The sequence below is a fragment of the Parapedobacter sp. genome, from assembly GCF_053550995.1.
In genome coordinates this window covers 84,888-108,632 of sequence record NZ_JBMQOC010000121.1, presented here as the reverse complement: position 1 = coordinate 108,632, position 23,745 = coordinate 84,888, and the positions used below count along the sequence as shown (strand labels likewise).

The 23,745-nt window shown below is 50.3% G+C and carries 15 protein-coding genes; 5 read left to right on the top strand and 10 right to left on the bottom strand.

The genetic code is table 11. From position 1 onward, the window contains the following. Positions 1-45: 45 nt before the first annotated feature. The 4 genes from ACO1NT_RS16790 (at position 46) to ACO1NT_RS16775 (ending at position 8,396) form a co-directional block, all read left to right on the top strand. On the top strand, positions 46-2,520 hold the full coding sequence (locus tag ACO1NT_RS16790) for a TonB-dependent receptor domain-containing protein (protein WP_449049895.1): 2,475 nt from the start codon (positions 46-48) through the stop codon (positions 2,518-2,520). A gap of 526 nt (positions 2,521-3,046) precedes the next feature. Then, on the top strand, positions 3,047-3,901 hold the full coding sequence (locus ACO1NT_RS16785; protein WP_449049894.1) for a DUF3347 domain-containing protein: 855 nt from the start codon (positions 3,047-3,049) through the stop codon (positions 3,899-3,901). 48 nt (positions 3,902-3,949) lie between these two features. Next, on the top strand, positions 3,950-6,076 hold the full coding sequence (locus ACO1NT_RS16780) for a heavy metal translocating P-type ATPase (RefSeq protein ID WP_449049893.1): 2,127 nt from the start codon (positions 3,950-3,952) through the stop codon (positions 6,074-6,076). 46 nt (positions 6,077-6,122) lie between these two features. After that, positions 6,123-8,396, top strand: coding sequence for a multicopper oxidase family protein (locus tag ACO1NT_RS16775; RefSeq protein ID WP_449049892.1), 2,274 nt, complete (start codon positions 6,123-6,125; stop codon positions 8,394-8,396). A gap of 69 nt (positions 8,397-8,465) precedes the next feature. Here ACO1NT_RS16775 and ACO1NT_RS16770 read toward each other — a convergent pair whose 3' ends face one another. From ACO1NT_RS16770 to ACO1NT_RS16750, 5 genes are all read right to left on the bottom strand, one after another. Further along, the gene (locus ACO1NT_RS16770; RefSeq protein WP_449049891.1) at positions 8,466-9,893 is read right to left on the bottom strand and encodes an arylsulfatase; all 1,428 of its coding nucleotides are present in this window, start codon (positions 9,891-9,893) and stop codon (positions 8,466-8,468) included. Between the two features lie 36 nt (positions 9,894-9,929). After that, complete coding sequence (locus ACO1NT_RS16765; RefSeq protein ID WP_449049890.1) at positions 9,930-10,289, bottom strand: MmcQ/YjbR family DNA-binding protein; 360 nt, start codon at positions 10,287-10,289, stop codon at positions 9,930-9,932. An 80-nt stretch (positions 10,290-10,369) separates the two neighbouring features. Further along, entirely contained in the window at positions 10,370-11,956 is a 1,587-nt protein-coding gene (locus ACO1NT_RS16760; protein WP_449049889.1) for a sulfatase family protein, read from the bottom strand. A gap of 429 nt (positions 11,957-12,385) precedes the next feature. Continuing rightward, on the bottom strand, positions 12,386-12,523 hold the full coding sequence (locus ACO1NT_RS16755) for a DUF2683 family protein (RefSeq protein WP_449049888.1): 138 nt from the start codon (positions 12,521-12,523) through the stop codon (positions 12,386-12,388). A 326-nt stretch (positions 12,524-12,849) separates the two neighbouring features. Further along, a complete protein-coding gene (locus tag ACO1NT_RS16750; RefSeq protein WP_449049887.1) occupies positions 12,850-14,262 on the bottom strand; it encodes a sulfatase-like hydrolase/transferase in 1,413 nt (470 codons plus the stop codon). 473 nt (positions 14,263-14,735) lie between these two features. Here ACO1NT_RS16750 and dnaK point away from each other — a divergent pair, with 473 nt between their 5' ends. Beyond that, the gene (gene dnaK / locus ACO1NT_RS16745) at positions 14,736-16,658 is read left to right on the top strand and encodes a molecular chaperone DnaK (protein WP_449049886.1); all 1,923 of its coding nucleotides are present in this window, start codon (positions 14,736-14,738) and stop codon (positions 16,656-16,658) included. Between the two features lie 86 nt (positions 16,659-16,744). Here the strand turns inward: dnaK and ACO1NT_RS16740 are convergent, their stop codons facing one another. The 5 genes from ACO1NT_RS16740 to ACO1NT_RS16720 all read right to left on the bottom strand — a co-directional run bounded on the left by ACO1NT_RS16740 (position 16,745) and on the right by ACO1NT_RS16720 (position 23,673). Then, entirely contained in the window at positions 16,745-17,656 is a 912-nt protein-coding gene (locus tag ACO1NT_RS16740) for a nucleotidyltransferase family protein (RefSeq protein ID WP_449049885.1), read from the bottom strand. A 93-nt stretch (positions 17,657-17,749) separates the two neighbouring features. Beyond that, entirely contained in the window at positions 17,750-19,294 is a 1,545-nt protein-coding gene (locus ACO1NT_RS16735; RefSeq protein WP_449049884.1) for a helicase HerA-like domain-containing protein, read from the bottom strand. Between the two features lie 97 nt (positions 19,295-19,391). Beyond that, on the bottom strand, positions 19,392-20,579 hold the full coding sequence (locus tag ACO1NT_RS16730) for a glycosyltransferase WbsX family protein (protein ID WP_449049883.1): 1,188 nt from the start codon (positions 20,577-20,579) through the stop codon (positions 19,392-19,394). Positions 20,580-20,586: 7 nt separating this feature from the next. Then, positions 20,587-22,626, bottom strand: coding sequence for a hypothetical protein (locus ACO1NT_RS16725; RefSeq protein ID WP_449049882.1), 2,040 nt, complete (start codon positions 22,624-22,626; stop codon positions 20,587-20,589). Between the two features lie 198 nt (positions 22,627-22,824). After that, positions 22,825-23,673: an N-acetylglucosamine kinase gene (locus ACO1NT_RS16720; protein ID WP_449049881.1), complete on the bottom strand. Its 849-nt coding sequence runs from the start codon at positions 23,671-23,673 to the stop codon at positions 22,825-22,827. Positions 23,674-23,745 lie beyond the last annotated feature (72 nt).

Genomic DNA, 23,745 nt, shown 5'->3' with positions numbered 1-23,745 from the left:
CACCCGTCCATCGCCTTATCTTTGCCGCAACGAACGATACATACCATGGAATACACCATACATAACCTCCGCTTGCTCCTGTTACCGTGTCTTTTTTTCCTTGTAATCGGCACGCCCGCCCTGGCACAAACAGGGTCGATCACCGGAACGGTGCAGGACACAACCACCGGGAACCCCATACCTTATGTCAGCGTTTCCCTGTACCCATCCGGCGATTCCGCCGCCACCGACGGGCTACTTTCCGATGAAGGTGGCCATTTCCGGTTTGCTAACGTCAAAGAGGGGCGATACCTCGTTCGGTTGACTTTTTTGGGCTACGAGACCCTTTCTTTAAAAGAAGTGAGCGTAACAGGAAACCAACCGACTGACCTGGGCATTATTCGCCTGGTGGGGGCATCGCAATTCATCGACGAAGTAAATGTCAGTGGCCAGCAATCGCAGATCGTGAATAAAATCGACAAGCAGGTCTTCGATGCCGATCAATTCGAAGCTTCCAAGGGGGGAACGGCCATTGACGTACTCCGCAATATGCCGTCCGTTTCTGTGGACGGGCAAGGCCAGATCTCCATGCGCGGTGCGCCGGGATTTCTTTTGCTTATCAATGGAAAGCCGGTGGTGGCCGATGCTACGGCCATACTCAGCCAACTACCCGCCAACCAAGTGGAAAATATTGAGCTGATTACCTCCCCTTCGGCCAAATACGACCCTGACGGACGGGGTGGAATTATCAACATAACAACCAAAAAAGGCGCTACCGACGGGTTGGCATTGATAGCCAATGTACAAGGAGGGCTCCCCTCCATGAACGATTTCGGCAATGCTGCCCCACAATCCCGCTACGGCACGGATATTACCGTAAACTACCGGACGGGTGCTTGGGACATCTCCGCGAGCGGCAATTACCTCCGCAACGATAACGCCGGGTTGCGCGACGGCGAGGTATATACCATCATTGGCAACCGCAAAACGGTCTTCCCGTCACATGGCGAGCGCAGCTTTGACAAATACAACTATGGGGGTCGGTTCAACGTGGGGTTCACGCCCAACGAACGGAACGCGTTTTCCGTGGGCTTCTTCGCCGGCCATCGGTTCCAAGACCGTATTGCCGACATCCATTACAATAATGTGGCCACCGACGTAGCGACGGGCACGGTGATTGGGAGGAGCCAATATTTCAATCCCAACCTGCAAACCAAGCAAGGCGATTTCATTTTGGGTAGCCTGGATTATACCCATACCTTCAAACAGGGGTCGTCGCTGACATTCTCGGCGCTGTATGAGCGTGCCGATCTGTATGGATCTACGCAAAACCGGAACATCGAGGGCAGCGATACCCTGCAGCATACGGTTAGCACCTATCGGAATCCGCTTGACGGCTTCCGCGGAAAAGTTGACTTCTCCGTTCCACTGGGCAACGGCACATGGGAAAGTGGCTACCAATATCGTTGGGACAAGCAGGATGGTCAATTTATTTACCGCGTGCAGGAACTGGATGATGCGGGTTTGGTTACCGTACCGGATTTCAGTGGCGCCGTGGCCGCAGTGAATCAAATCCACTCCTTTTATACGCAGTATGCCGGCAAAACAGAGCAGTTGGAATATACGGGTGGATTACGATACGAATACGCTTACCGCGATTTGTTGGTGCAGTCTGTTGACGATAACGACTATCAACTGAAGCTCCGCAACTTATTTCCCTCGGCCAGTGCGTTATACCACATGTCCGACCATTGGAAGGCCAAAGCGGGCATCAGCCGACGGGTACAACGTACCAGCAATTTCGAGCTGAATCCGATTCCCGAGCGAGAACACTCGGAAACGCTGGAGCAGGGCGATGCCGATTTGTTGCCTGAGTTCATTTACCTGGCCGAATTGGGGGTCGTCGGCGAATTCAAAAAAGGGTCGGTTTTCGGCACGGTCTACTACCAGGATATCGAAAATCCGATCCAGCGGGTTAACAGCGTATATGCAGACACCATTTTGAACCGTGTATACACCAACGCTGATCGGGCAAGGCGGACAGGCGTTGAATTGGGGCTAACTTACAACCCTGCCAAATGGAGTCAACTTTACTTGGGAACCAACCTATATCAAAGCAGCATCAGTGGCGTCGTACTGGATGACATGGAAGAGCGCGAAAACCGGGCTTGGGTATATTCCATCAGCGGAAACGCCAACATTGATCTGACCCAACGGCTGAGCGTACATGGCAATGTAAACTACCTGTCATCCCGACCGACCGTACAGGGTGAAGACTCCCGGTTTTTATCGCCCAGCTTGTCGGTGAAGCATACCTTTATGGACGGTGCCCTCACCGCGCTCGTGCAATGGCAAAACATTGGCATGGGTATATTCGACAGTAACCAACAACGGATTACCACGTGGGCACCTGATTTCTATACGACCACCAATTACATCTACGAAGTCGATGTCGTCATGCTCAATCTTTCCTTTAATCTCAATCGGCTGACCCGACAGTTGCGGCTTCCCAACAGCGAATTTGGGGATAAGGAATTTTGAGGCGAAAAAAAAAGAAATTTTATTCATACCTTTGTTATCGTTGAGAGATTCAAGCGTACATATCGGCATGATTGTCTTGTTTTGCTTGGGCGTCTTTTTGATACCCATACAAAGCCGTGCTTGCGCGGAAACATCACCGAAGACCGAGCACGCCACTACCTGCTCGACAGAACAATCCGAAAAATCAGCGCATAACGATTGCTGCACAACCGCCTCCCACGAAAAAGGTAAACCTCAGCACGATTGCGGCGAAAACTGTAAGCATAACGCTTGCAGGTGCAGCACTTCAACGTGTTCTTCAGGTTTGGCAATGGTCATCGAATCAAAAGAAAAAGAGCCATTTGCTGACGCCGGAAAGGAACCCTTCGGTTTTAAAGCCGTTCACTATTCCCCGGGCTTCGGCTCCGTTTGGCTACCGCCCAAAATAAGCTAAACAGTTGGCTTAGTAGCCATACGTGTGCCTTGTCGAAAGCTGGAACCAGCTTTCTGGCATCCTTCATTCATCCATCATTTAAATTTTTTATACATGAACGCTATATCAAAACTATTGATGGTGATCGCCGTATCACTATCCTCCATAAACGTTTTCGCACAAATCAAAGATGCAAAAACAACAACCATCAAAATCTATGGCAATTGCGAGATGTGCAAAGCGACCATCGAGCAAGCAGGGACGGTAAAAAGAGAGGCCAACGTGCAGTGGGATCAAAAAACCAAAATGGCGACCCTGACCTATAGCAGTGGAAAAACCAATCCCGATGAAATCCTGAAACGGATTGCCTTAGCCGGTTACGACAGTGAAAGCTTCCTGGCCCCCGATGACGTATATGCAAAGTTGCCCGAATGCTGCCAGTACGATAGGGTCTTAAAACCATCCGGCCAAACTGAAATGCCGCATGCCCATCATGAGGCAGCTTCATCCGCACATGCGAAAACAAAAAACGCATCGCAACTAAAACCCGTATTTGACGGGTACTTTTCCGTGAAAGATGCGCTGGTTAAAACAAATGCCCCTGACGCATCCGCAAAAGCAGCGGACTGGCTCGCGGCCATCAGCGCCGTCGAAATGGATAAGCTCTCCGGTGCCGAACATACCGCGTGGATGGAGGTATTGAGTGGTTTGACGGCAAATGCAGAGCGGATTTCCCTGTCAAAAGACATTGTTGAGCAACGGGAAGCCTTTGCGGCACTATCCACACAACTCTATGCACTGGCCAAGGTATCCAAGCTGGGATTCCCCGTTTATTACCAGCATTGCCCGATGTATGATGGCAGGGGGGCAAACTGGCTGAGCAAGGAAAGTGCGGTTAAAAATCCATATTACGGCGCGCAGATGCTTACCTGTGGCCAGACCGTCGAAACCCTTGAACATTCGATGTGATTACGATGTTATCGTTCATGACAGGTCGCCATTTTTAAATTCTTGGTTATGCAAAAATACACTTGCCCCATGCATCCGCAGGTGCTAAAAGACGAACCGGGTAAATGCCCACGCTGTGGCATGGCATTGGTTCCCGTGGGTACGCATCCCACTTCCCACGCACATAACGGGGAACATGCACATACCGGGCATAGGTCTAATAAGGCAAAGGAACATTTTAATAAACATGAAGGGCACCATACCCATGACTTCCTGGAGCGCTTTTGGATAAGTCTGGTCATTACCGTACCTATTCTGTTGCTATCGGATATGATACAGGAATGGGCAGGTTTCCATTTTACTTTTCCCGGCGACGACTATGTGTTGCTAACGTTGGGGACCGTGATCTATGGATACGGCGGCCTGCCCTTCCTAAAGGGAATGGTCGGTGAGGTCAAAGCCAAAGCCATCGGGATGATGACGCTTGTCGCCATTGCCATATCGGTGGCCTATAGCTATTCGGTTGCGGTTGTTTTCGGCCTCCAAGGGATGGATTTCTTTTGGGAATTGGCAACCCTTATCGTGATCATGCTATTAGGGCATTGGCTCGAAATGCGTTCACAGATGGCAGCCTCTAGGGCGCTACAGTCGTTAGTGGCTTTATTGCCAAACGACGTTACCGTGGAACGGAACGGTGAAACGGTGAAGATAAAGCTCGAAGACCTGCAAAGTGGGGAAACCGCTGTCATCAAACCCGGCGAAAAAATACCCGCCGATGGTGTGGTGACCGATGGCCTTTCGTACATCAACGAAAGTATGCTTACGGGAGAAAGCGCCCCCGTGAAAAAGGAAGCGAACAGCAAGGTCATCGCCGGCTCCATCAATGGCGATGGCGCATTGAGGGTAAAGGTTACGGCCGTTGGAAAAGACAGCTACCTGGACCGGGTAATCAATCTCGTACAGGAAGCACAGGCGACCAAATCCAACACACAGAACTTAGCAGATCGGGTGGCCAAATGGCTGACCCTCATCGCCATTGCCGTTGGCTTCGGCACTTTTGTCTATTGGTTTGCCCTTGATGGAGATATGGCCTTCGCCCTGGAACGAATGGTAACGGTCATGGTAACGGCTTGCCCGCACGCATTAGGCGTGGCTATTCCGCTGGTGGTCGCTATTTCCACGACGCTTTCTGCAACGAATGGGCTGCTGATCCGCAATCGTACCGCATTTGAAGCAACCAGAAAGTTATCCACTATTATTTTTGATAAAACCGGAACACTCACCCAGGGGTCTCACGCTGTGGAACGGATCATCCCATTGACTGAACGTTACAGCGCCGACGAAATTATCCAATATGCCGCCGCTGTACAACAAAACTCAGAGCACCATATCGCCAAGGGCATCACGGCGGCCCTCAAGGAAAAGAAACTTGCTTTATGGAAATCCGATCGCTTCAGTTACCTACAAGGTATCGGTGTGAAGGGTATGGTCCACGGCAAAACGGTCGCCGCAGTCGGTCCGAATTATTTCAATGAGAACAAATTGCCTCTTCCGGAAATCCCAAAGGAAATCAATCGGGAAGCCGAAACGGTAAACTTTGTCCTACTTGAAGACCAACTTGTGGGCATCATCACCTTAGCGGACAGTATCCGCGATGGCTCCCAGCAAGCGGTCAATGAACTGCGGAAAATGAACATCCAATCCTTTCTGCTCACCGGCGACAATGAACAAATCGCCGCAGCGGTGGCTGGGAAGCTGGGTATGGATGGCTATCTGGCCAATGTGCTTCCCCACCAAAAACAGGAGAAAGTGAAAGCGTTCCAAGCCCAGGGTGAAACCGTGGCCATGACCGGCGACGGTGTAAACGACGCTCCTGCATTGGCGCAGGCCGAAGTGGGGATTGCCGTCGGATCCGGTACCGATGTAGCTGCCGAAACCGCCGACATCATTTTGGTGGATAGCGACCCCCGGGACGTGGTTAAGCTCATTGACTTCGGTAAGCGCACCTACCAAAAGATGGTTCAAAACCTCATCTGGGCGGTAGGCTACAACATCGTAGCCATCCCGTTGGCGGCCGGCCTACTTTATCCGAACTTTATCTTAAGTCCGGCAATGGGCGCCGTACTGATGAGCGTAAGCACCATTGTGGTGGCTATTAATGCGAGCCTCCTGAAGATCAACAAACAGATGAAATAACGAATAACTCCATGCGATAAGCGCAGAAGAAACAAAACATCAATAAATGAACAGACATAAAAATGTATTTTCAAAAATAGGGCAAGCTGTATTGATGCTACTGCTCTGCACATCCGCCTCATTTGCGCAAAAAGTAGTACGTTATGATTTATACGTTAGCGATACACTCGTCAATTATGCCGGTAAAGAAAAACGGGCGATAGCCGTAAATGGGCAAATCCCCATGCCTACCCTTACCTTTACAGAGGGTGATACCGCTGAAATCGTGGTACACAACCGGCTCGAAGAAAGCACTTCGCTGCATTGGCACGGCGTATTCCTGCCCAATAAGGAAGATGGTGTACCCCACCTCACCCAACAGCCCATCAAGCCCGGGGAAACCTATACGTACCGGTTTCCCATTATCCAACACGGCACACATTGGTACCACTCTCATTCGGGATTACAGGAACAGATTGGGATGTACGGCAATTTCGTCATGAAAAAACGCCGCGACGATAGGACTTTCAGAAAAGGGATCGATGATTTACCTACCGTGCCCCTCATGTTAAGCGAGTGGACAAACCTCAACCCCGACAACGTCAACCGGATGTTGCACAATGCCAACGATTGGGCGGCCATCAAGAAAGACGCTACACAATCATACGTTGAGGCCATTAAGGAGGGCCAGTTCCACACCAAAGTAACCAATGAATGGAAACGGATGCTGGCAATGGACGTCAGCGATGTATATTACGATAAAATCCTGATCAACGGCGAAAATGCATCAGACTTAAAAACCGTAGACGGTGAAACGCTCAAAGCTGGAGATCGGGTAAGGCTCCGCGTATCCAACGGCGGCGCGTCGTCCTACTTCTGGTTGCGCTACGCCGGGGGTAAAATGACCGTCGTTGCGAGCGACGGAAACGACGTCGAACCGGTTGAAGTCGACCGGCTGATCATTGCCGTGTCCGAGACGTACGACGTTGTGGTTACCATCCCCGAAGACGGTGTGGCCTACGAGTTCCTGGCGACCACAGAAGACCGGACACAATCCGCAAGCTATTTTATTGGCAATGGCGTCAAGCAGCTTATTTCGCCGCTTCCGCGACTGAAATATTTCGAGGGGATGAAGATGATGAACGACATGATGAAAATGAATGGTGACCTGGACGACATGGGAATGAAGATGAGCCTGAACCGCATGGACATGAACGTGGTGATGTACCCCGAAATTACTGGGGAAACCGAAAAAAAAATGGATCACAGCAAGCACGGCATGGACATGGATAACGAATCCAATCGCTATGATGCAAACGCGCTGGGCGATATCGTTACCCTGAATTATGCCATGCTCAAATCGCCACATAACACGGCACTCCCCGAAGATGCCCCGGTAAAAGAACTGAAATTCACCCTCACCGGGAACATGAACCGCTATGTATGGAGCATGGATAATAAGATACTTTCCGAAACGGATAAGATACCGGTTAAGAAAGGCGAAATATTACGCATCACCATCTACAATAATTCCATGATGCGCCACCCGATGCACCTGCATGGGTTTGATTTCAGGGTGATCAACGATCACGGTGAAAATGCACCGTTGAAAAACGTCATGGACATCATGCCGATGGAGACCAACACCATTGAGTTTTTGGCAAATGAGGAGGGCGATTGGTTCTTCCACTGCCACATCCTGTATCACATGATGGCCGGCATGAACCGGGTGTTTGCGGTAGGCGACTATCAAAACCCCTATTTGCCCGACAAGGCGAGAGCCTACAACGCTTTGCAGATGGAAAGCAACATGCCACATTTCATGGTCCAGAATGATTTTGCTACCAATGGAAACGACGGGGAGGCCATGCTCCAGAATGCTCGGTGGTCATTGGGCACCGAATGGCGTTTAGGCTATAACGCGATGCATGGGTATGAAGTGGAGACCCATTTGGGACGATTTATCGGCAAAATGCAGTGGTTCATGCCGTTTGTCGGGTTTGACTGGCGATATCGGAAAATGGGAATGGACGAGCACGAAACCAACCTATTCGGACAGAAAAATGAAAAAGACACACGTCGGGCCGTTAGCTTGGGTTTTATGTACACGTTGCCGATGCTGGTCGATTTCCAGGCCGAAGTCTATCATGATGGCATCGTGAGGCTGTCCTTGATGCGCGAGGATATCCCCATCTCAAAACGGTTAAGGGGAGGTTTTATGGTTAACACGGATCTCGAGTATATGGGTGATCTTCGGTATATCATCACGAAAAACATCGGTATCCGTGCTCACTACGACAGTGATATGGGCTTGGGGGCAGGACTAATGCTCAGCTATTAATGTACGGTAAATGTACAATGGCTGGGCAATAGTCCTAGCCTTAGGCTATATGGAGCGGTGTGGCACCATTCAATGCGCAAAGGGGAACACTTCGCTTTCCCGATGTGCTTCGTCCATAAGGGCAGCAAGTTGTTCGACGAGCGATGGGTTTTCTCCGGCCAAATTTGTAGTTTCCGCCGGGTCCGTAGCCAAATCATACAGTTCAATGGTGGTTTTTTCCTTGTTTTTTGTCTGTAGGCGCACCGCTTTCCACTTCCCTTGCCTCACTGCTTGCCGGCCACCGCCTTCATGAAATTCCCAGTACAGGTAGGCATGCTGTTGTTGTTGGTCGTCGTTACCCAACAACGTGGGCAAGATAGATACGCCGTCTGTATAGTTGGGCGGGTTGGTTCCAGCTAGTTGCACGAAGGTCGGCATAACATCCCAAAATGCTCCAACAAAATCATTTTGGCTTCCGGGCTGTACTTTTCCCGGCCACCTTACGATAAACGGAACCCGTATCCCTCCTTCATACAGATCGCGCTTATGCCCACGTAACCCACCCGAACTATTGAAAAACCGGGGATCCGCGCCGCCTTCCAAGTGCGGTCCATTGTCGCTGCTGAAAACGACGATCGTATTTTCCGACAGGCCCAGCTCATCCAGCTTGGCCAATATCTGGCCTACATAGGCATCCATCCGGCTCACCATCGCTGCGAACGTAGCGCGTGGTTTTTCCACCGACGCATACCCCCCTATTGCCGCCTCGGGGCCATAATCATTTCCCTTATGTGGGGTTTCGTCAAAGCTGTTTTCATACTTCCGGTAATGTTCGTCTTCCGGACCCTGCAACTCGGCATGTGGCAGTACCGTGGGTACAAATAAGAAAAAGGGCGTATCCTTATGGTCCGTAATAAATTTCAGGGTCTGTTCCTGAATAACTTCCGGTGCATATACCGCCTTGTTCGCCAAATCGTTCCCTTCCAACACCACCTTTTCATCGTTATGCCACAGATGGGTTGGGTAATAGCGGTGCGATTGACGCTGGCAATTGTAACCAAAGAAGGTATCAAAGCCCTTTTGGTTGGGTGCGCCACCCGTACCCACCATGCCCAGCCCCCATTTGCCAAACGCCCCCGTTGCATAACCCGCTTCCTGTAAGAGTTGGGCAAAGGTCTGCACGGAGTCTGCCAACGGGTATTGCCCTTCGGGTTTTATTTCCTTATTGCCACGGATGAAGGTATGTCCGGTATGCTGCCCCGTCATCAGTGCAGATCGAGACGGGGCACAGACCGTTGTGCCCGAATAGAATTGCGTGAAACGCATACCCTCCTCGGCTAAACGATCGATATTCGGTGTTTGGATGTGTTGTTGCCCATAGGCTCCCACATCGCCGTAACCGAGGTCATCGGCCAAGATAAAGACGATGTTTGGCTTTGGCGCTTCCTGCATTTTGGGGTTACAAGCGACGTGAAAAAGCAAGGCGAAGGTTGCTACTGCTATTACTACTTTATTCATATGGTATATAATTGGAGTTAAATAACATTTCACGCCCTAACGATCCTCCACGGCCTCGCGTTGCCGTTTAGGCAATCCCGCCACCACCAAGTCATAGCTATGGTCAATGAGGTCCATCAATTCATTATCGCTTAATTCACCATTGCAGGCCACCTGGTTCCAGTGCCGTTTATTCATGTGGTAAGCCCCTTGGATCGTATGGGGGTGGCGGTCGCGCAATTCCCACGCGTACTCGGGGTCGCACTTGGCACTAAACGATAGCGGCTGGCTATCCAGCCCTATGAGGAGAAACATTTTATCCACCACCTTAAACACGAGCGCGTCCGGCCCGAAGGGGCAACTTTCCGTGACCGCAGGTTTGGCGAGGCAATATTCACGCAATTGTTCGATGTGCATGTTAAGTCTTATGTCGTCAGCCGAAAGTCATACGTTACGCTACAAACATTGGAATCATCCAGCACGGCAACGGCTATGCATCAATTCGCCGATAACGCCTGATCGATGAATCGCTGGTTGTTTTCATCCGAGTCTTTGTATTTTGTACGGAGCTCATCCAGCTTATGATGCAGCGTCTCCCTGATATCCTTGTAAGCAGGATCATCGTATACATTCCGCATTTCCTGTGGATCGTTTTCTAGATCATACAATTCCCATTCATCCACATCGTAATAAAAATGGATCAGCTTGTAGCGATCGGTGCGGACGCCATAATGCCGTTTTACCATGTGTATCGAAGGATATTCATAGTATGTGTAATAGATCGCATCCCGCCAATCTTTGGTTTCACCGGCAGCAAGCTTCCGGAACGATTCGCCCTGCATGTCTGCCGGAACCTCCACACCCGCATAGTCCAGGAATGTCGGCGCAAAGTCTAAGTTCTGTACCAGTGCATCGGTTTTGGTGCCCGCCTTGATTTCTTTCGGATAGCGCACCATCAATGGTGTACGGAGCGATTCCTCGTACATGAACCGTTTATCGAACCATCCGTGCTCACCCATATAGAAACCTTGGTCTGACGTGTACACAACAATTGTATTTTCATCCAGCCCATGTTCTTCCAGGTAATCCAATAGCCGCCCCACGCCATCGTCCACCGCGGCAATCGTACCGAGATAGTCTTGCATATAACGCTGGTACCGCCAGTGCATCAATTCCTCTTTTGACATCGATGGGTAGCGGTTTTTGAAGTCTTCATTGATCGGGTCGTATACGGCATCCCATGCGGCACGTTGGGTGGAGTCCATCCGACCCAGATTATTTTCATACGCATTTTTATCCCAGCTGAGCGTGCTCGGGATACCCAATTCATCCATCAATTCCGGCCTAATTTTAGAATCGCCGGCCCAATTCATGTCTTTTAAGATATTCATCTCCGCAGATTTGGCCGCAGTGCCCCTTCCCTCGAAATCGTCAAATAGGGTTTTCGGCTCCGGGAAGGCCATCTTCGTATACGTTGGGTAGTGCCGCTCGGCCGGCAGCCATTCCCGGTGCGGCGCCTTCTGATGGAAGAGCAGGCAGAAGGGCTTTTCCTTATCGCGGCCGTCCAGCCATTTCAAGGCCAGATCCGTTGTAATATCGGTTACATATCCATGAATCCGCTCCTTTTCACCATTCACTAGGAAATCCGGGTTGTAATAATGGCCCTGCCCGGGGACCACTGCAGAATAGTCAAATCCCTGCGGAAGACCATCCATATGGATTTTACCCACCATGGCCGTCTGATAGCCCGCCTTTTGCAACAGCTTGGGAAAATTATCCTGCGACCAGTCGAACTTTGCGATATTGTCTACCTTTCCATTGATGAAGCTGTGCTTGCCCGTTAGGAGAACCGCCCGACTGGGGGCACATAAAGAATTCGTTACCGTTGCACGCGTGAACAATACCCCCTCACGGGCAATCCGGTCGATGTTGGGTGTTTGATTTAGCCCATAACCGTAAGCACTGACTGCTTGGTAACCATGATCATCGCTCATGATGTAGACAATGTTGGGCCGTTGGTGTGCTGTCTCTTTCGGGTTTTGGGCGCATCCCCAAGCCAATACCAAAGCTGTGAATGCAAGCATCGGGTTATTCATGATGTGTTTTCGTCGGTATGCCACTATCTTTTGTTTATAGCTATACATGGTTATACGTCCCCAATTTGCTAAAATCTAACAACTCATTTTAACATGACTTCCCATGCGTTGCTAGGTCGACAATTTATAATTGCTTGTCTTTCCGTATCCAATTCGTCGAAACCCCGCGCAATCCTATGTTCGTAATCATGTGCATGGTTTATAAAAATGGGAATCGTCCGATTAATTAAGTCGTTCGGGTTTACCAATACCAAAAGGATCTTTCAGAATGGTTTCGGTAAGCTCAGCAATACATTTTGTGATTCTTGTGTACCGCTTTCTTACACTCTTCCCATTCTTTGAACGCCCTTTGGGTAAATTCTATTTCCATAGCTCGTCCATTGTCATTTTCATTGTACGCCCGTCTTGATATCCTTTTCACGTTCTTGAATTTTGCAACAAATCGGCGTTGTATGTTGTTTTGCCTTCCTCAAAATCAACCTTCAGGGCTTTCAATACAGCCTTGATTGCGGTTAGCTTCCCACTGCTGCCTGGATATACGATTAAATATCCCATAACGCAAAAGTACTAAAATATTTCTATCCACCGCCGGCTCGTGTAGGTGTACCTAAATCACTTGATAACCGACCAACTCTCCTGCTTTGCCTTTCGATTTTTACAGTCATCGTCACGAAAACTAATGAATAATCTGGAACAATGGTAGCTATGCATGGTGGTCGGGTAGCTGATACCCTACCGACATGTGCCATTAAGTGTATCTATCTAAAATGAGCGTAGATTCAACATCCGGTTCAAAGATTTGAGCGGCCGTGGCAAACCCTTTGTCAACGGTTTGGGTTCAGGATTTTCAACACGGGTAGAACGAGCATTACTTACCCAATTCACTTAAAATACCGTTCCAATGTATATTCCGGCTGCCACTTATCCGGTTTACGCCGCAACGTATCGGGATCGTATGCCATCGGCTTAATCCGATCGGACGTCAGCGCAAGGGTATCGCTATTCGCTTGCTGGTCTTCCTTCAATAAGGCCAGCAGCGCCTCCTTTTTACGAAGGAACCCCTTCTTTTCAGCTAGGTTATTCAGCTCCAACGGGTCGTGTACCAAGTCGAAAAGCTGCGTGTAATTCCGCTCGGGATAGCGGATGAGCTTCCAATCGGCTGTCCGGACTGCGCGGACGGTGTTGCGGTAGGCCGTAAACAAAGACGGCCGTACCTGCTCACGCGCCCCCTGCAATACCGGCACCAAGCTCTTGCCATCCACTTGGTCGGGCCGGGGCAGTCCGGTGAGCTCTGCCAACGTGGGGTACAAATCATATAGATAGGTAAGCGCATCGAATGTCTTGCCGGCGGGTACCCCCGGCCCTTTGATAATCAGGGGTACTTTAACGCTATGTTCATACAAGCTCTGCTTACCTAATAAACCGTGGCTTCCTACCGCCAGCCCGTTATCGGCGGCATACACGATCAGCGTATTTTCATACTGGCCCGTACGTTTCAGAGTTTCAATGATACGGCCGATTTGGTGGTCCAGGTGGGTAACCAACGCGTAGTAGTCAGATAGGATCTGCTGAATCACCGCTGGTTCCCTTGGCCAGCCGGTCAGGTTCTCGTCTCGTACCATCAGGTTATCAAACTGGAACGGATGATACGGCATGTAATTCCCCGGGAGAGGCAGGCTGCCATCGGGATAATAGTTGATGTAACTTGCCTCGGGCGAATACGGGTCATGCGGCGCGGTGAAGGCCACATAGCAAAAAAATGGCTGATCGCTCTGGGTCTTGGCATGCTGTTCGATAAAATCGATGGCCGATTGCGCGAACACTTCGGTGGAATATCCTTTATCGGTTGGCTCTCCCAGTTTTCCATTTGCGTCATAATCTCGCAGGGGCACCTCATAATGGTTAGCCATCCCTCCGAGATATACATTTTTGGCCCACTGGAAACTGGCTTCGAACGCTCCTTTTTCATTATGCCACTTGCCGGTACCGAACGTGGCATATCCGGCTTGGGCAAAATGCATGGGCAAGGTATGGATTCCCTGTAATCGGTCGTACACGTGGAATAGGCTCTTGCCGCTCAATAGCATGGCCCGGCTGGCCATACAGACAGCCCCGTGGTTCCCGCCCATTACGTAGGCATTAGAAAAACGGCTACCCTCTCCGCCCAACTGATCGATATTTGGTGTACGGATGTAGGGATTGCCCGAAATCCCCAATGCATCGGCCCGTTGGTCGTCGGCAAAAAGAAACAGTACGTTGATTTTTTCCGGAGGATGCGAAACACCGTTTCCCATTAAAAGTGGTACAAACAACAATAAAGCAAATACGAGGCGAATCATAATTTAATGTGTTCACGATAATCTTACCTTTCCAAAAGCAAGTAATTAAGAGATATGCCCCAATTATATAAATAAAATTTTGATTATTTGGACGAGTGTTTATCCGTTTTCCCAATTTTAAGATGCGAATTCGGATCATCATCATCCAACTCTCTACAAAATGGCTAGCACATCGCGACGTACCGCTTCTGGCGATCGTACCCCTTGCTGCCCAAGGGCATCCTTGCCGACGACCTTGGTTACCGGGACAAATGTCTAACCTCTCTAATCGCCTAGCACCTAAAATGACACAATGTCATGACGGCGTCATTTGGAATGACGCTTTTTTCATCATCAGGGGCCAATTGGCACCAAACCCGCGATTGGCACAAGGCTTGTTACATGGATAGAGCAACTGATTTTATCAAGTAGAAAAAGGAAATAAAGATATGGCAAAAATTATTGGAATCGACTTAGGAACTACCAACTCTTGCGTAGCTGTGATGGAGGGTAATGAGCCGGTAGTCATCACCAACAACGAAGGCAAACGTACCACGCCTTCGATTGTAGCATTCGTGGAGAATGGTGAGCGCAAGGTGGGTGATCCTGCGAAGCGCCAAGCCATCACCAACCCGAAAAAAACCGTCTCTTCCATCAAGCGGTTTATGGGTACCACTTATGACGAAGCAGCCAAGGAGGCTAGGCGTGTACCTTACAGCATTGTAAAGGGCGACAACAACACGCCCCGCGTGGAAATTGATGACCGCAAGTATACGCCACAGGAAATTTCTGCAATGATTTTGCAGAAAATGAAGAAAACCGCGGAGGATTTCTTGGGCCAGGAAGTATCGGAAGCTGTGATTACGGTACCCGCTTACTTCAATGATGCACAACGCCAGGCGACCAAAGAAGCCGGTGAAATTGCGGGATTAACGGTAAAGCGGATCATCAACGAGCCGACAGCGGCAGCGCTTGCTTACGGGCTGGACAAATCCAGCAAGGACATGAAAATCGCGGTATTTGACTGCGGTGGGGGTACACACGACGTATCCATCCTGGAACTGGGCGATGGTGTGTTCGAAGTAAAATCAACCGACGGGGATACCCACCTCGGTGGTGACGACTTCGACCAAGTGATCATCGATTGGTTGAATGAGGAATTCAAGAGCGAAAACAACGGCTTCGACCTGAGTAAAGACCCGATGGCATTGCAGCGCCTGAAAGAGGCTGCGGAAAAAGCCAAAGTGGAATTGTCAAGCGCTTCATCCACTGAAATCAACCTGCCCTATATCACGGCAGACCAAACGGGCCCCAAACACTTGGTGCGCACACTGAGCCGCGCCAAATTTGAGCAATTGGCCGATAGCTTGATCAAACGGACGATCGACCCCTGTAAATCAGCATTGAAAAATGCCGGTTACTCCGCTTCCGATATCGACGAAATCATCCTCGTCGGTGGATCGACCCGCATTCCGGCCATCCAGGAAGCGGTGAAGAAATTCTTCGGCAAGGAGCCTTCCAAAGGGGTGAATCCCGATGAGGTGGTTGCACTCGGTGCAGCGATCCAAGGGGGGGTGTTGACCGGCGAAGTGAAAGACGTCTTGTTGCTTGACGTAACCCCCCTGTCATTGGGTATTGAAACGATGGGTGGCGTCATGACCAAGCTCATCGAGTCGAACACCACCATCCCGAGTAAAAAATCGGAAGTGTTCTCAACGGCGTCGGACAGCCAGCCGTCCGTGGAAATCCACATCTTACAGGGTGAACGGCCCATGGCCGCGCAGAACCGTACCATCGGACGCTTCCACTTGGATGGCATACCACCGGCCCCACGCGGCGTACCGCAGATCGAAGTGACCTTCGACATCGACGCAAATGGTATCCTGCATGTTTCGGCAAAAGACAAAGCAACCGGCAAGGAGCAAAAAATCCGGATCGAGGCTTCGTCTGGGTTGACCGACGACGAAATCCAAAAGATGAAGCAGGAAGCGGAAGCCAATGCCGAGGCAGACAAGAAAGCCAAAGAGGAAATTGACAAGCTGAATGCCGCTGATGCCCTCATCTTCTCGACAGAAAAGCAACTGAAAGAGTATGGTGATAAGATCGGTGCAGATAAAAAAGCACCCATTGAAGATGGCCTGAAAAAACTGAAAGACGCGCATGCAGCCAAAGACTTCGATGCAATCGATGCGGCGCAAGCCGAATTGCAAAATGCATGGAACGCCGCCTCTGAGGACATGTACAAAGCCTCCCAGGAAGCTGGCGCCGCCAACGGGCAAGCACCAGGAGGTGACGGAGCACCGGCAGATAATGCCGGCGACGACGTGACCGATGTCGAGTTCGAAGAAGTCAAAGACGACGACAAGAAATAAGTTAAGTCGTTCATTATAACAACGAACAAAAAAACCTCGCAGGGCAATCCTGCGAGGTTTTTTTATGGCGTCTGTTTTTTTTAATACTAAAACAGCTTATCGGGGTACACCCCACTATTCACCAATTTAGCAATGCTTTCCTGTACAATGGGTTTATCATCCGGATAGGTAACGCCAAACCACTTCTGCGACGTAGGGAGTACTTTAAAGGTGGCTTTGCCCTGCTTGATCAGCTCATCGGCTACCTTGGGGATCAAAAACTCCGATTTCGGATTGTCTTCGTTGGCCGGCACAAATGCCTTGAATAGTTCTTCACTCTCCTTAAAAATTGCCGGCGTAAAACCCCAGAAGTTCATCGATACGCGGCTGCTCCTGGGTAATTCGGTTTCCACCCCATCCTCTTCGAAGAAAATGCGTTTTTCACCATCCACTTCCTTAAAGTAAACCTTGAGCCGCTCATTGATCTCGGTCATATTTCCTTCATCATCTACCTTACATACCCCGCGCGATACCGAACCATAGTCCGAAAGGGTCTTGTCTATCTGGTAACCCATCAAAGAAAACTTATCGTCGGCCACTTCATACGTGAGGAACTTCGCCATTTTTTCGAAGGCTTCATAACCGTAGAAATCGTCGGCATTGATGACACAGAACGGCTCATTGATTTGGTTACGCGCCGAAAGGACAGCATGCGCCGTACCCCAGGGCTTGGAGCGCTCGATCTGCTTATCGATACCGAAAGGAGTCAAATCATAACTTTGGTACACGTAGTCGGTCTCGACTTTCCCGGCTAGTTTAGGCTCGAATATCTCCTTGAACTTCGGTGCAAATTCTTCACGGATAATGAAACTTACTTTTCCGAATCCTGCCCGGACGGCGTCATAGATCGAATAATCGATAATCGTTTCACCGTTGGGCCCGAAAGGGTCTATCTGCTTCATGCTTCCGTAGCGACTGGCCATACCTGCCGCTAGAATTAACAAGGTGGGTTTACTCATTATTTTAACTTATTAAGATGAATTTGTATTCTCAAATGGCCAAACCTACCTAAATTCCCTTTGATATAAAAATACCTCCGGGGCGATAGCGCCTCAACGTTTCCTTCTGAACATCGCTGTTACCAAACCATTCGCTATGCGGGCCAGCAATTTGGTCGCCTCCCGGGCCAATGTCGTCGTCGCAGCCTTTTGTGCGGCCTCCAACGGGGTCTGCCGCGTGCTTTTCCGAGATCTGCTTTTCGCTTCTTCCTTGGCTTCGGCGGTACGTGCCTCGGCTGCTACATGGGCCTGCAACTTTTCCTCGAGTATCTCCGATGCACTCCTACGGTCCACGGTCTGGTGGTATTTGTCATACATGGGTGAGGCGCCGACCAGTTGGTCATACGTCTGTTCATCCAACGGCCCCATTACGGCACGTGGGGGTATCAGGTGGGTGGCCACCACTTCCGTGGGAATACCTTTGTCGTTAAGCACGGTAATCAGCGCCTGTCCGATACCCAATGTGGTGAGCACTTGGTCTATCTCATAAAAATCCGATCGCGGATAGGTCTTCACTGTTTTACGCAGGGCTTCCGCATCGTTGGGTGTAAACGCACGAAGCGCATGCTGCACGCGGTTTCCCAATTGGCCCAATACGCTCTCGGGGATATCGGTGGGCGATTGCGTACAAAAGAATACACCTACCCCCTTGGAGCGGATAAGCCGTACAATCTGTTCCACTTGGGTGAGGAATGCCTTCGGCGCATCTTTAAAGAGCAGGTGCGCTTCCTCGAAGAAGAAAACCAGCTTCGGCTTGTCGAGGTCGCCCACTTCGGGAAGGTTCTTAAACAGCTGGGACAGCAGGCTCAGCAGGAACGTGGAAAATAAGATGGGCTGATCTTGAATGTCTGAAATATTGAGGAGGCTGATCACCCCCTTACCATCGACCCGACCGAATAGGTCATCGATCTCGAATTCCTTTTCGCCGAAAATATCCGACACGTCCTGTTGCTCCAGCGCCACTAGCTTACGCAATATGGTCCCCGAGGTGCTACCGCTGATGCGGCCGTACGTATCCTTGATTTCCTCCGCACCGGGCCCATCGGTCAGGTAACCCAGCAGCTTCTTCAGGTCCGCAAAATCAACCAGCGGCAACTGGTTATCTTCAGCATACTTGAACACAGCGGCCAATACGCCTGTCTGTGTATCATTCAAGTCGAGAATCCTGCCGAGCATCACCGGACCGAAATCCTCCACGGTGAGCCGCATGGGATTGCCTATTTTTCCACTCAGTGAAAAGAGCTCAACGGGAAACCCCGAAGGCTCAAACGGCCATTGCAGTGCATTGCCGCGTTCCACCAATGCCGGATTCGATTCGCCCGGCTGATGCAACCCCGAGAGATCGCCCTTAACATCAAGTAAGAATACGGGTACGCCGGCATCCGATAACTGCTCGGCAATCAATTGGAGGGTACGGGTTTTTCCCGTGCCGGTGGCACCGGCAATGAGGCCGTGCCGGTTCATCATCTTCAGCGGCAGGTTCACTTTGGCTTGCGCGAGGATTTCTCCATTCAATAGCCCGGCCCCCAAGAAGATGAAAGCCCCTTTCGGATTATAGGACGCAGTTACTTTCTCGATGAACGTCGTTTGATTTCCCATATGCCTTGTAACCAAATAATGGCCGAAAGCTACATACTTCCTTGGGAAAATACAAATGGCCCCACCTTATTTGCCTGTCGCCGCCGGCCTATCGGCGTTAGTCGTTACCGATAAATGCCCGTTTAAGAACCTCCAGGTAACCCAATCCATGCACGGTATCAGGTTCGAGATAACTACCCTCCGACCATTCGTTCCACGCGTTGATGGTAATGAGTTTAGGTTGGTCGGGATGGGCATCGGCATAGCTTTTCGCCTTTTCCACATACGTAGCGAATTTTTCCGGGGCTGGGTTGGTAATGTATCCTGCCTTGAAAAGGAAACGCGGGTTCGCATCCCAACCCACCGTCAGATTCGGGAAATAAGGAATGGAGAAATCACGGTCAAAATCTGCCCACATGGCCGTAGACGCTTCAGCCCATTTCGTGTAGTCGCCGCTAGGATCCTGCAAGTGTGCCCAGCAATAATTGGTGAGGCTACTGAACCCAAAATATTCCAAAACTTTATCCTGTGTTTCGATCCGGTCGCCCGGAACGCCCGCGATGGTCGAGGGGAGTGCCGACCAAAGGATCCCCTGCAGGTGCAATCCGGGGAAACCTGCGGCCTTAACCTTTGTCCGGAAATCATCCAGCGCTTCCTTTGTCTGCTGGGCACCTCCTAACCCATCGATTAACGTTTGCAGCTCATAGATACAAAATACGGGTTCGCCATTGATTTTGTAATACGATGGGTCAAGGAAATAGTTTTTGATCACACGATCCACCACCACGTCAAATTGTTCACGATCGACCCCTCCCTTCCAGATCACTGAATCGATCCGGGGGTTATCTACATCCCAGTAGGTGGTCGCATCGTGATTTGCCCACATCAGGTAAAAGTTCATGCGCCCATTGTTGGCTTTCATGAACCCGCTATCGATACAGCTTTCCAGGAACGGCTGCCCCTCGTACCAATACCAGTCAAAGATGAACGTGTTGACTCCATGGGCTACGGCCGCCGTTATTTTCTTGTTCATATCCGCCGAATCGGCTTCATCCAGATATCCCCACAGCGGTACCTTCGGCTGCGCATGCCCCTCCTCTTTGGGTACCGCATTGTAGATGATTTCCCATTCGCCTTTCTTATCGGGAAACAAGAATTCGGCCCGGCGTTCATAATGATAGGCCGGCCAGTAGAAGGCTGCCACATCATATGCCTGCTGCTGCTTTTCCTGGCGACAGGCCATGGCCACCATGGCTACGAACAACGCTCCGGCAAGCCACTTCATGGATGGATGGTGTAAATTCATCGTTTATCTATTTTGTTTCCGTCTTTTTTTGCCATATGTACCGATAGTTAAACCGCCGGTTAGGCGCGGTATCCCCATCGACACACAAGGAAATCGGATCCTCCAAACTCGCCGCATTGTCACTCCATTTAAAGTCAAAACTGAGTTGATCCGTATCCAAGCCCAATATTTTCCTCGGGATGGCTAATTCTAATTGATTGCCTTGATAGCGATACTCGAGATCGGCAACTTTTGACCATGGATTATCCCCATTCGTCGCATCATAGCGCATGAGTGTCGTTTGGCTTCCATCATTTACCTGCTTATTTACCGCGAAATCATAACCGAACCACCCTGTTTCCGGGTCTTGGTCGGCATCGATAAGCAATAGCATCCAATGGTTGTCCGTATGGGGTGAGAGGTAGCCAGAAGTCTCGACATAGAAAGCGATCGATTTCCGTTGGACGGCTACCTTGCTGGTTACGATGTCGTTCCGGCCGGACACATTTGTATAATGAAGTCCCCCATATCCCTTGTAATCACGATGGGCCACATCGGCCTTGGTATCCCGGTACTCCACATCGATCTGGTCCCATTCCGCGAAATCACCGTCGATTGCCACCGCATGAATACCATATGATTCCGGAATCGGTCGGACACCCTTATACCTGCGGATGTTCTGGGCCATCTGCATATAATAATTGTCCGTATACCCCCCCTTCATCGGTTGTATGCCTCGATTGAATTCAGCGTTATACTGGTCAATAAAAATAAACGGGCTTTTGCGCCGCATGAAATTTTGCGTTTTTCCCGCTTCCGAATCGTACTTCCCAGCAGTCCATTCGTTCCAGTCATTAATGTATAGGAATTGAGGGTCGGCGTGAAGCGCCTCGTCCCATCGTTCCTGGAAGTAGATTCCATACCCCTCCGGGTGGGCAACCGTTTTCCCTAACCAGGGCACTTCCGTTGCTTCGGGCATGTCTTGGTCATTCAGGGTGGGTTCGCCTTGTTCCCGGGTCCATGATTTCCCGATCAGCGTCGACGAATGTTGGGCAGGCGTTACCGCCGCTTGCTCTTTTTTGCCCCGGTGCCGGGAAAGCAGGCTATCCGGATCCATAAGGCGTACCGCCTCGTTACCCAGATCGTAGCCGAAGCTCCAGTTGTCTTCGGTACCTACAAACCGTTCTCCTGCCCATTTATGATAGCCCCACCACATGGTACGCAGTGTAAAGAAATCTTTTACCTCTTGCGTATAGTCGGTATAAAACTCCTCCGTATAGGCCGGATCACCGTAATGGGGATGGTTGACATCGCTTTTAGCCTGGGGGTCGTAGTGTAGATTGGGTTGTTTGGCATCCTTCCCATTGGCGTCATATTTGGGGTTGCCATTATATAAGAGCAACGGCTTGCCATCCCAATAAAACCACAGATCGCGGAAACGCTCGGCTTCATAAATACGTTCGTAGAGGTCCTGGACCACGGTAATCACCGGCCCATTGAATGCCCAGAAACAAAAACGTGGCACTTTATTCCCTTCGGCCTTCATTGCCTGCATGGTGGTGAAAAGCACTTCCCATTCTTCCCAGTAACGAACGGCATTGGTTACGTCCATCACCAATACATCGACGCCCGCATCAGCCAACATCGACATATCCTTTCGGATGACATACGCATCTTTGCTCAGGAAATATCCCATCTCGGGCTCACCCCAGTGATAAGCCCCTGTTTTCCACAGCGGATGTTTCGCATCTAACCGGGCTCCGGGATCGGCCGCTAATATACGGGAAACATCGGCGGCGTAGGGTGCCGGTAGATCGGCACGATCGTCACCGTGCCAAGTGATGTAAAAAATACCGACTACCCGCCGCTGGTCATTTTTTACGGGGCCTACATCCTCATAATCGGGCATTGTACGACCCAGAGCGTCCGAGGCAACCCACGTATCCGGATAAATATCCCGAAAGTAGGTACTATCCCTGCCGTGCTTTGCCGCCGCAACCTCCTGTGCCAACGAATAGGTATTCGCAGCCAACAGCGCAAGTGCAATGTATATACTAATATATTTCATAATGGTCCTGCATAAAAACCCACATCATCCTTGAAATCCCACCCCTGTGTTTTATGGCTTATATGTAGGCACAATGTAAATCCAATAATGCGCAATCGCAACCCGCACTGTACTGACGCAACCCGCCCCATCCTGAAAACGGCATATCAACAGGTGGCATGTAGGTTTCTTCTGGACGATGTTGGGTATTTATACGACTCAGTTAGCTGACTTATGGTATAAAGTGAGTTTTTCAATGACCGTAGAAAGCACGCGTCCGACTTTCATGCCACGATTCTCGGCCTCCATTTTCAAAAGATCATGGAAATGGTAACCGATCGACCCCACGTAATTGAAGGTTAGCGATCGATATGCAGGATATAAACACACCAATTTTTCGAAGAAAAGCCGAAACGCTTCTCCGACAATCCGCGCCCTGTAGCTTTCCACTGCTTCGGGCTCATCCAGAAACCGCGTGAATGATGCACAATACCGGCTCGGATAGGGTGATGAATATAGTTGTTCCATAATCACAGCTTCATCCAACGCATATTTGCGTCCAAATGCCTCACGTATCGGATGGTCCATCTGATGCCTTAAAAAATCCACCAATATGCATTTCCCGATAGCCGCCCCGCTCCCTTCATCGCCAAGTAGAAATCCCAATGAATCGATGTGGTAGGTAATTGTGTTGCCGTCATATAAACAGGTGTTGGTACCTGTGCCCAAAATAGCTGCAAAGCCCGGCTGATTACCGAGCAACGCTTTCGCAGCCGCGAGCAGGTCCATGGATACTTCTACCGTAATAGCTGATGTGAATACCTGCCTCAATGCCCGCGCCATGTTTGACACTTGACCACCTTGGCATCCCGCGCCATAGAAGAAAACGCGCTGCACGTCCACCGGGGCCAGGTATGAACCTATTTCCGATGAAATGGCATCCCGAATGGAATCGCTGTCCATAAAAAAGGGATTATAGCCTGACGTCGAGAAATAGGTCGCCACGCCTTCCGCCGAAATCACTCCCCAATCGGTTTTTGTAGAGCCGCTATCTGCAACCAATATCATAGTCGATACCCTCCTTCCTGCTTTTTGCCGAGCCGGTAACCGATACTCGCATACCAACCGATGATGAGGTAA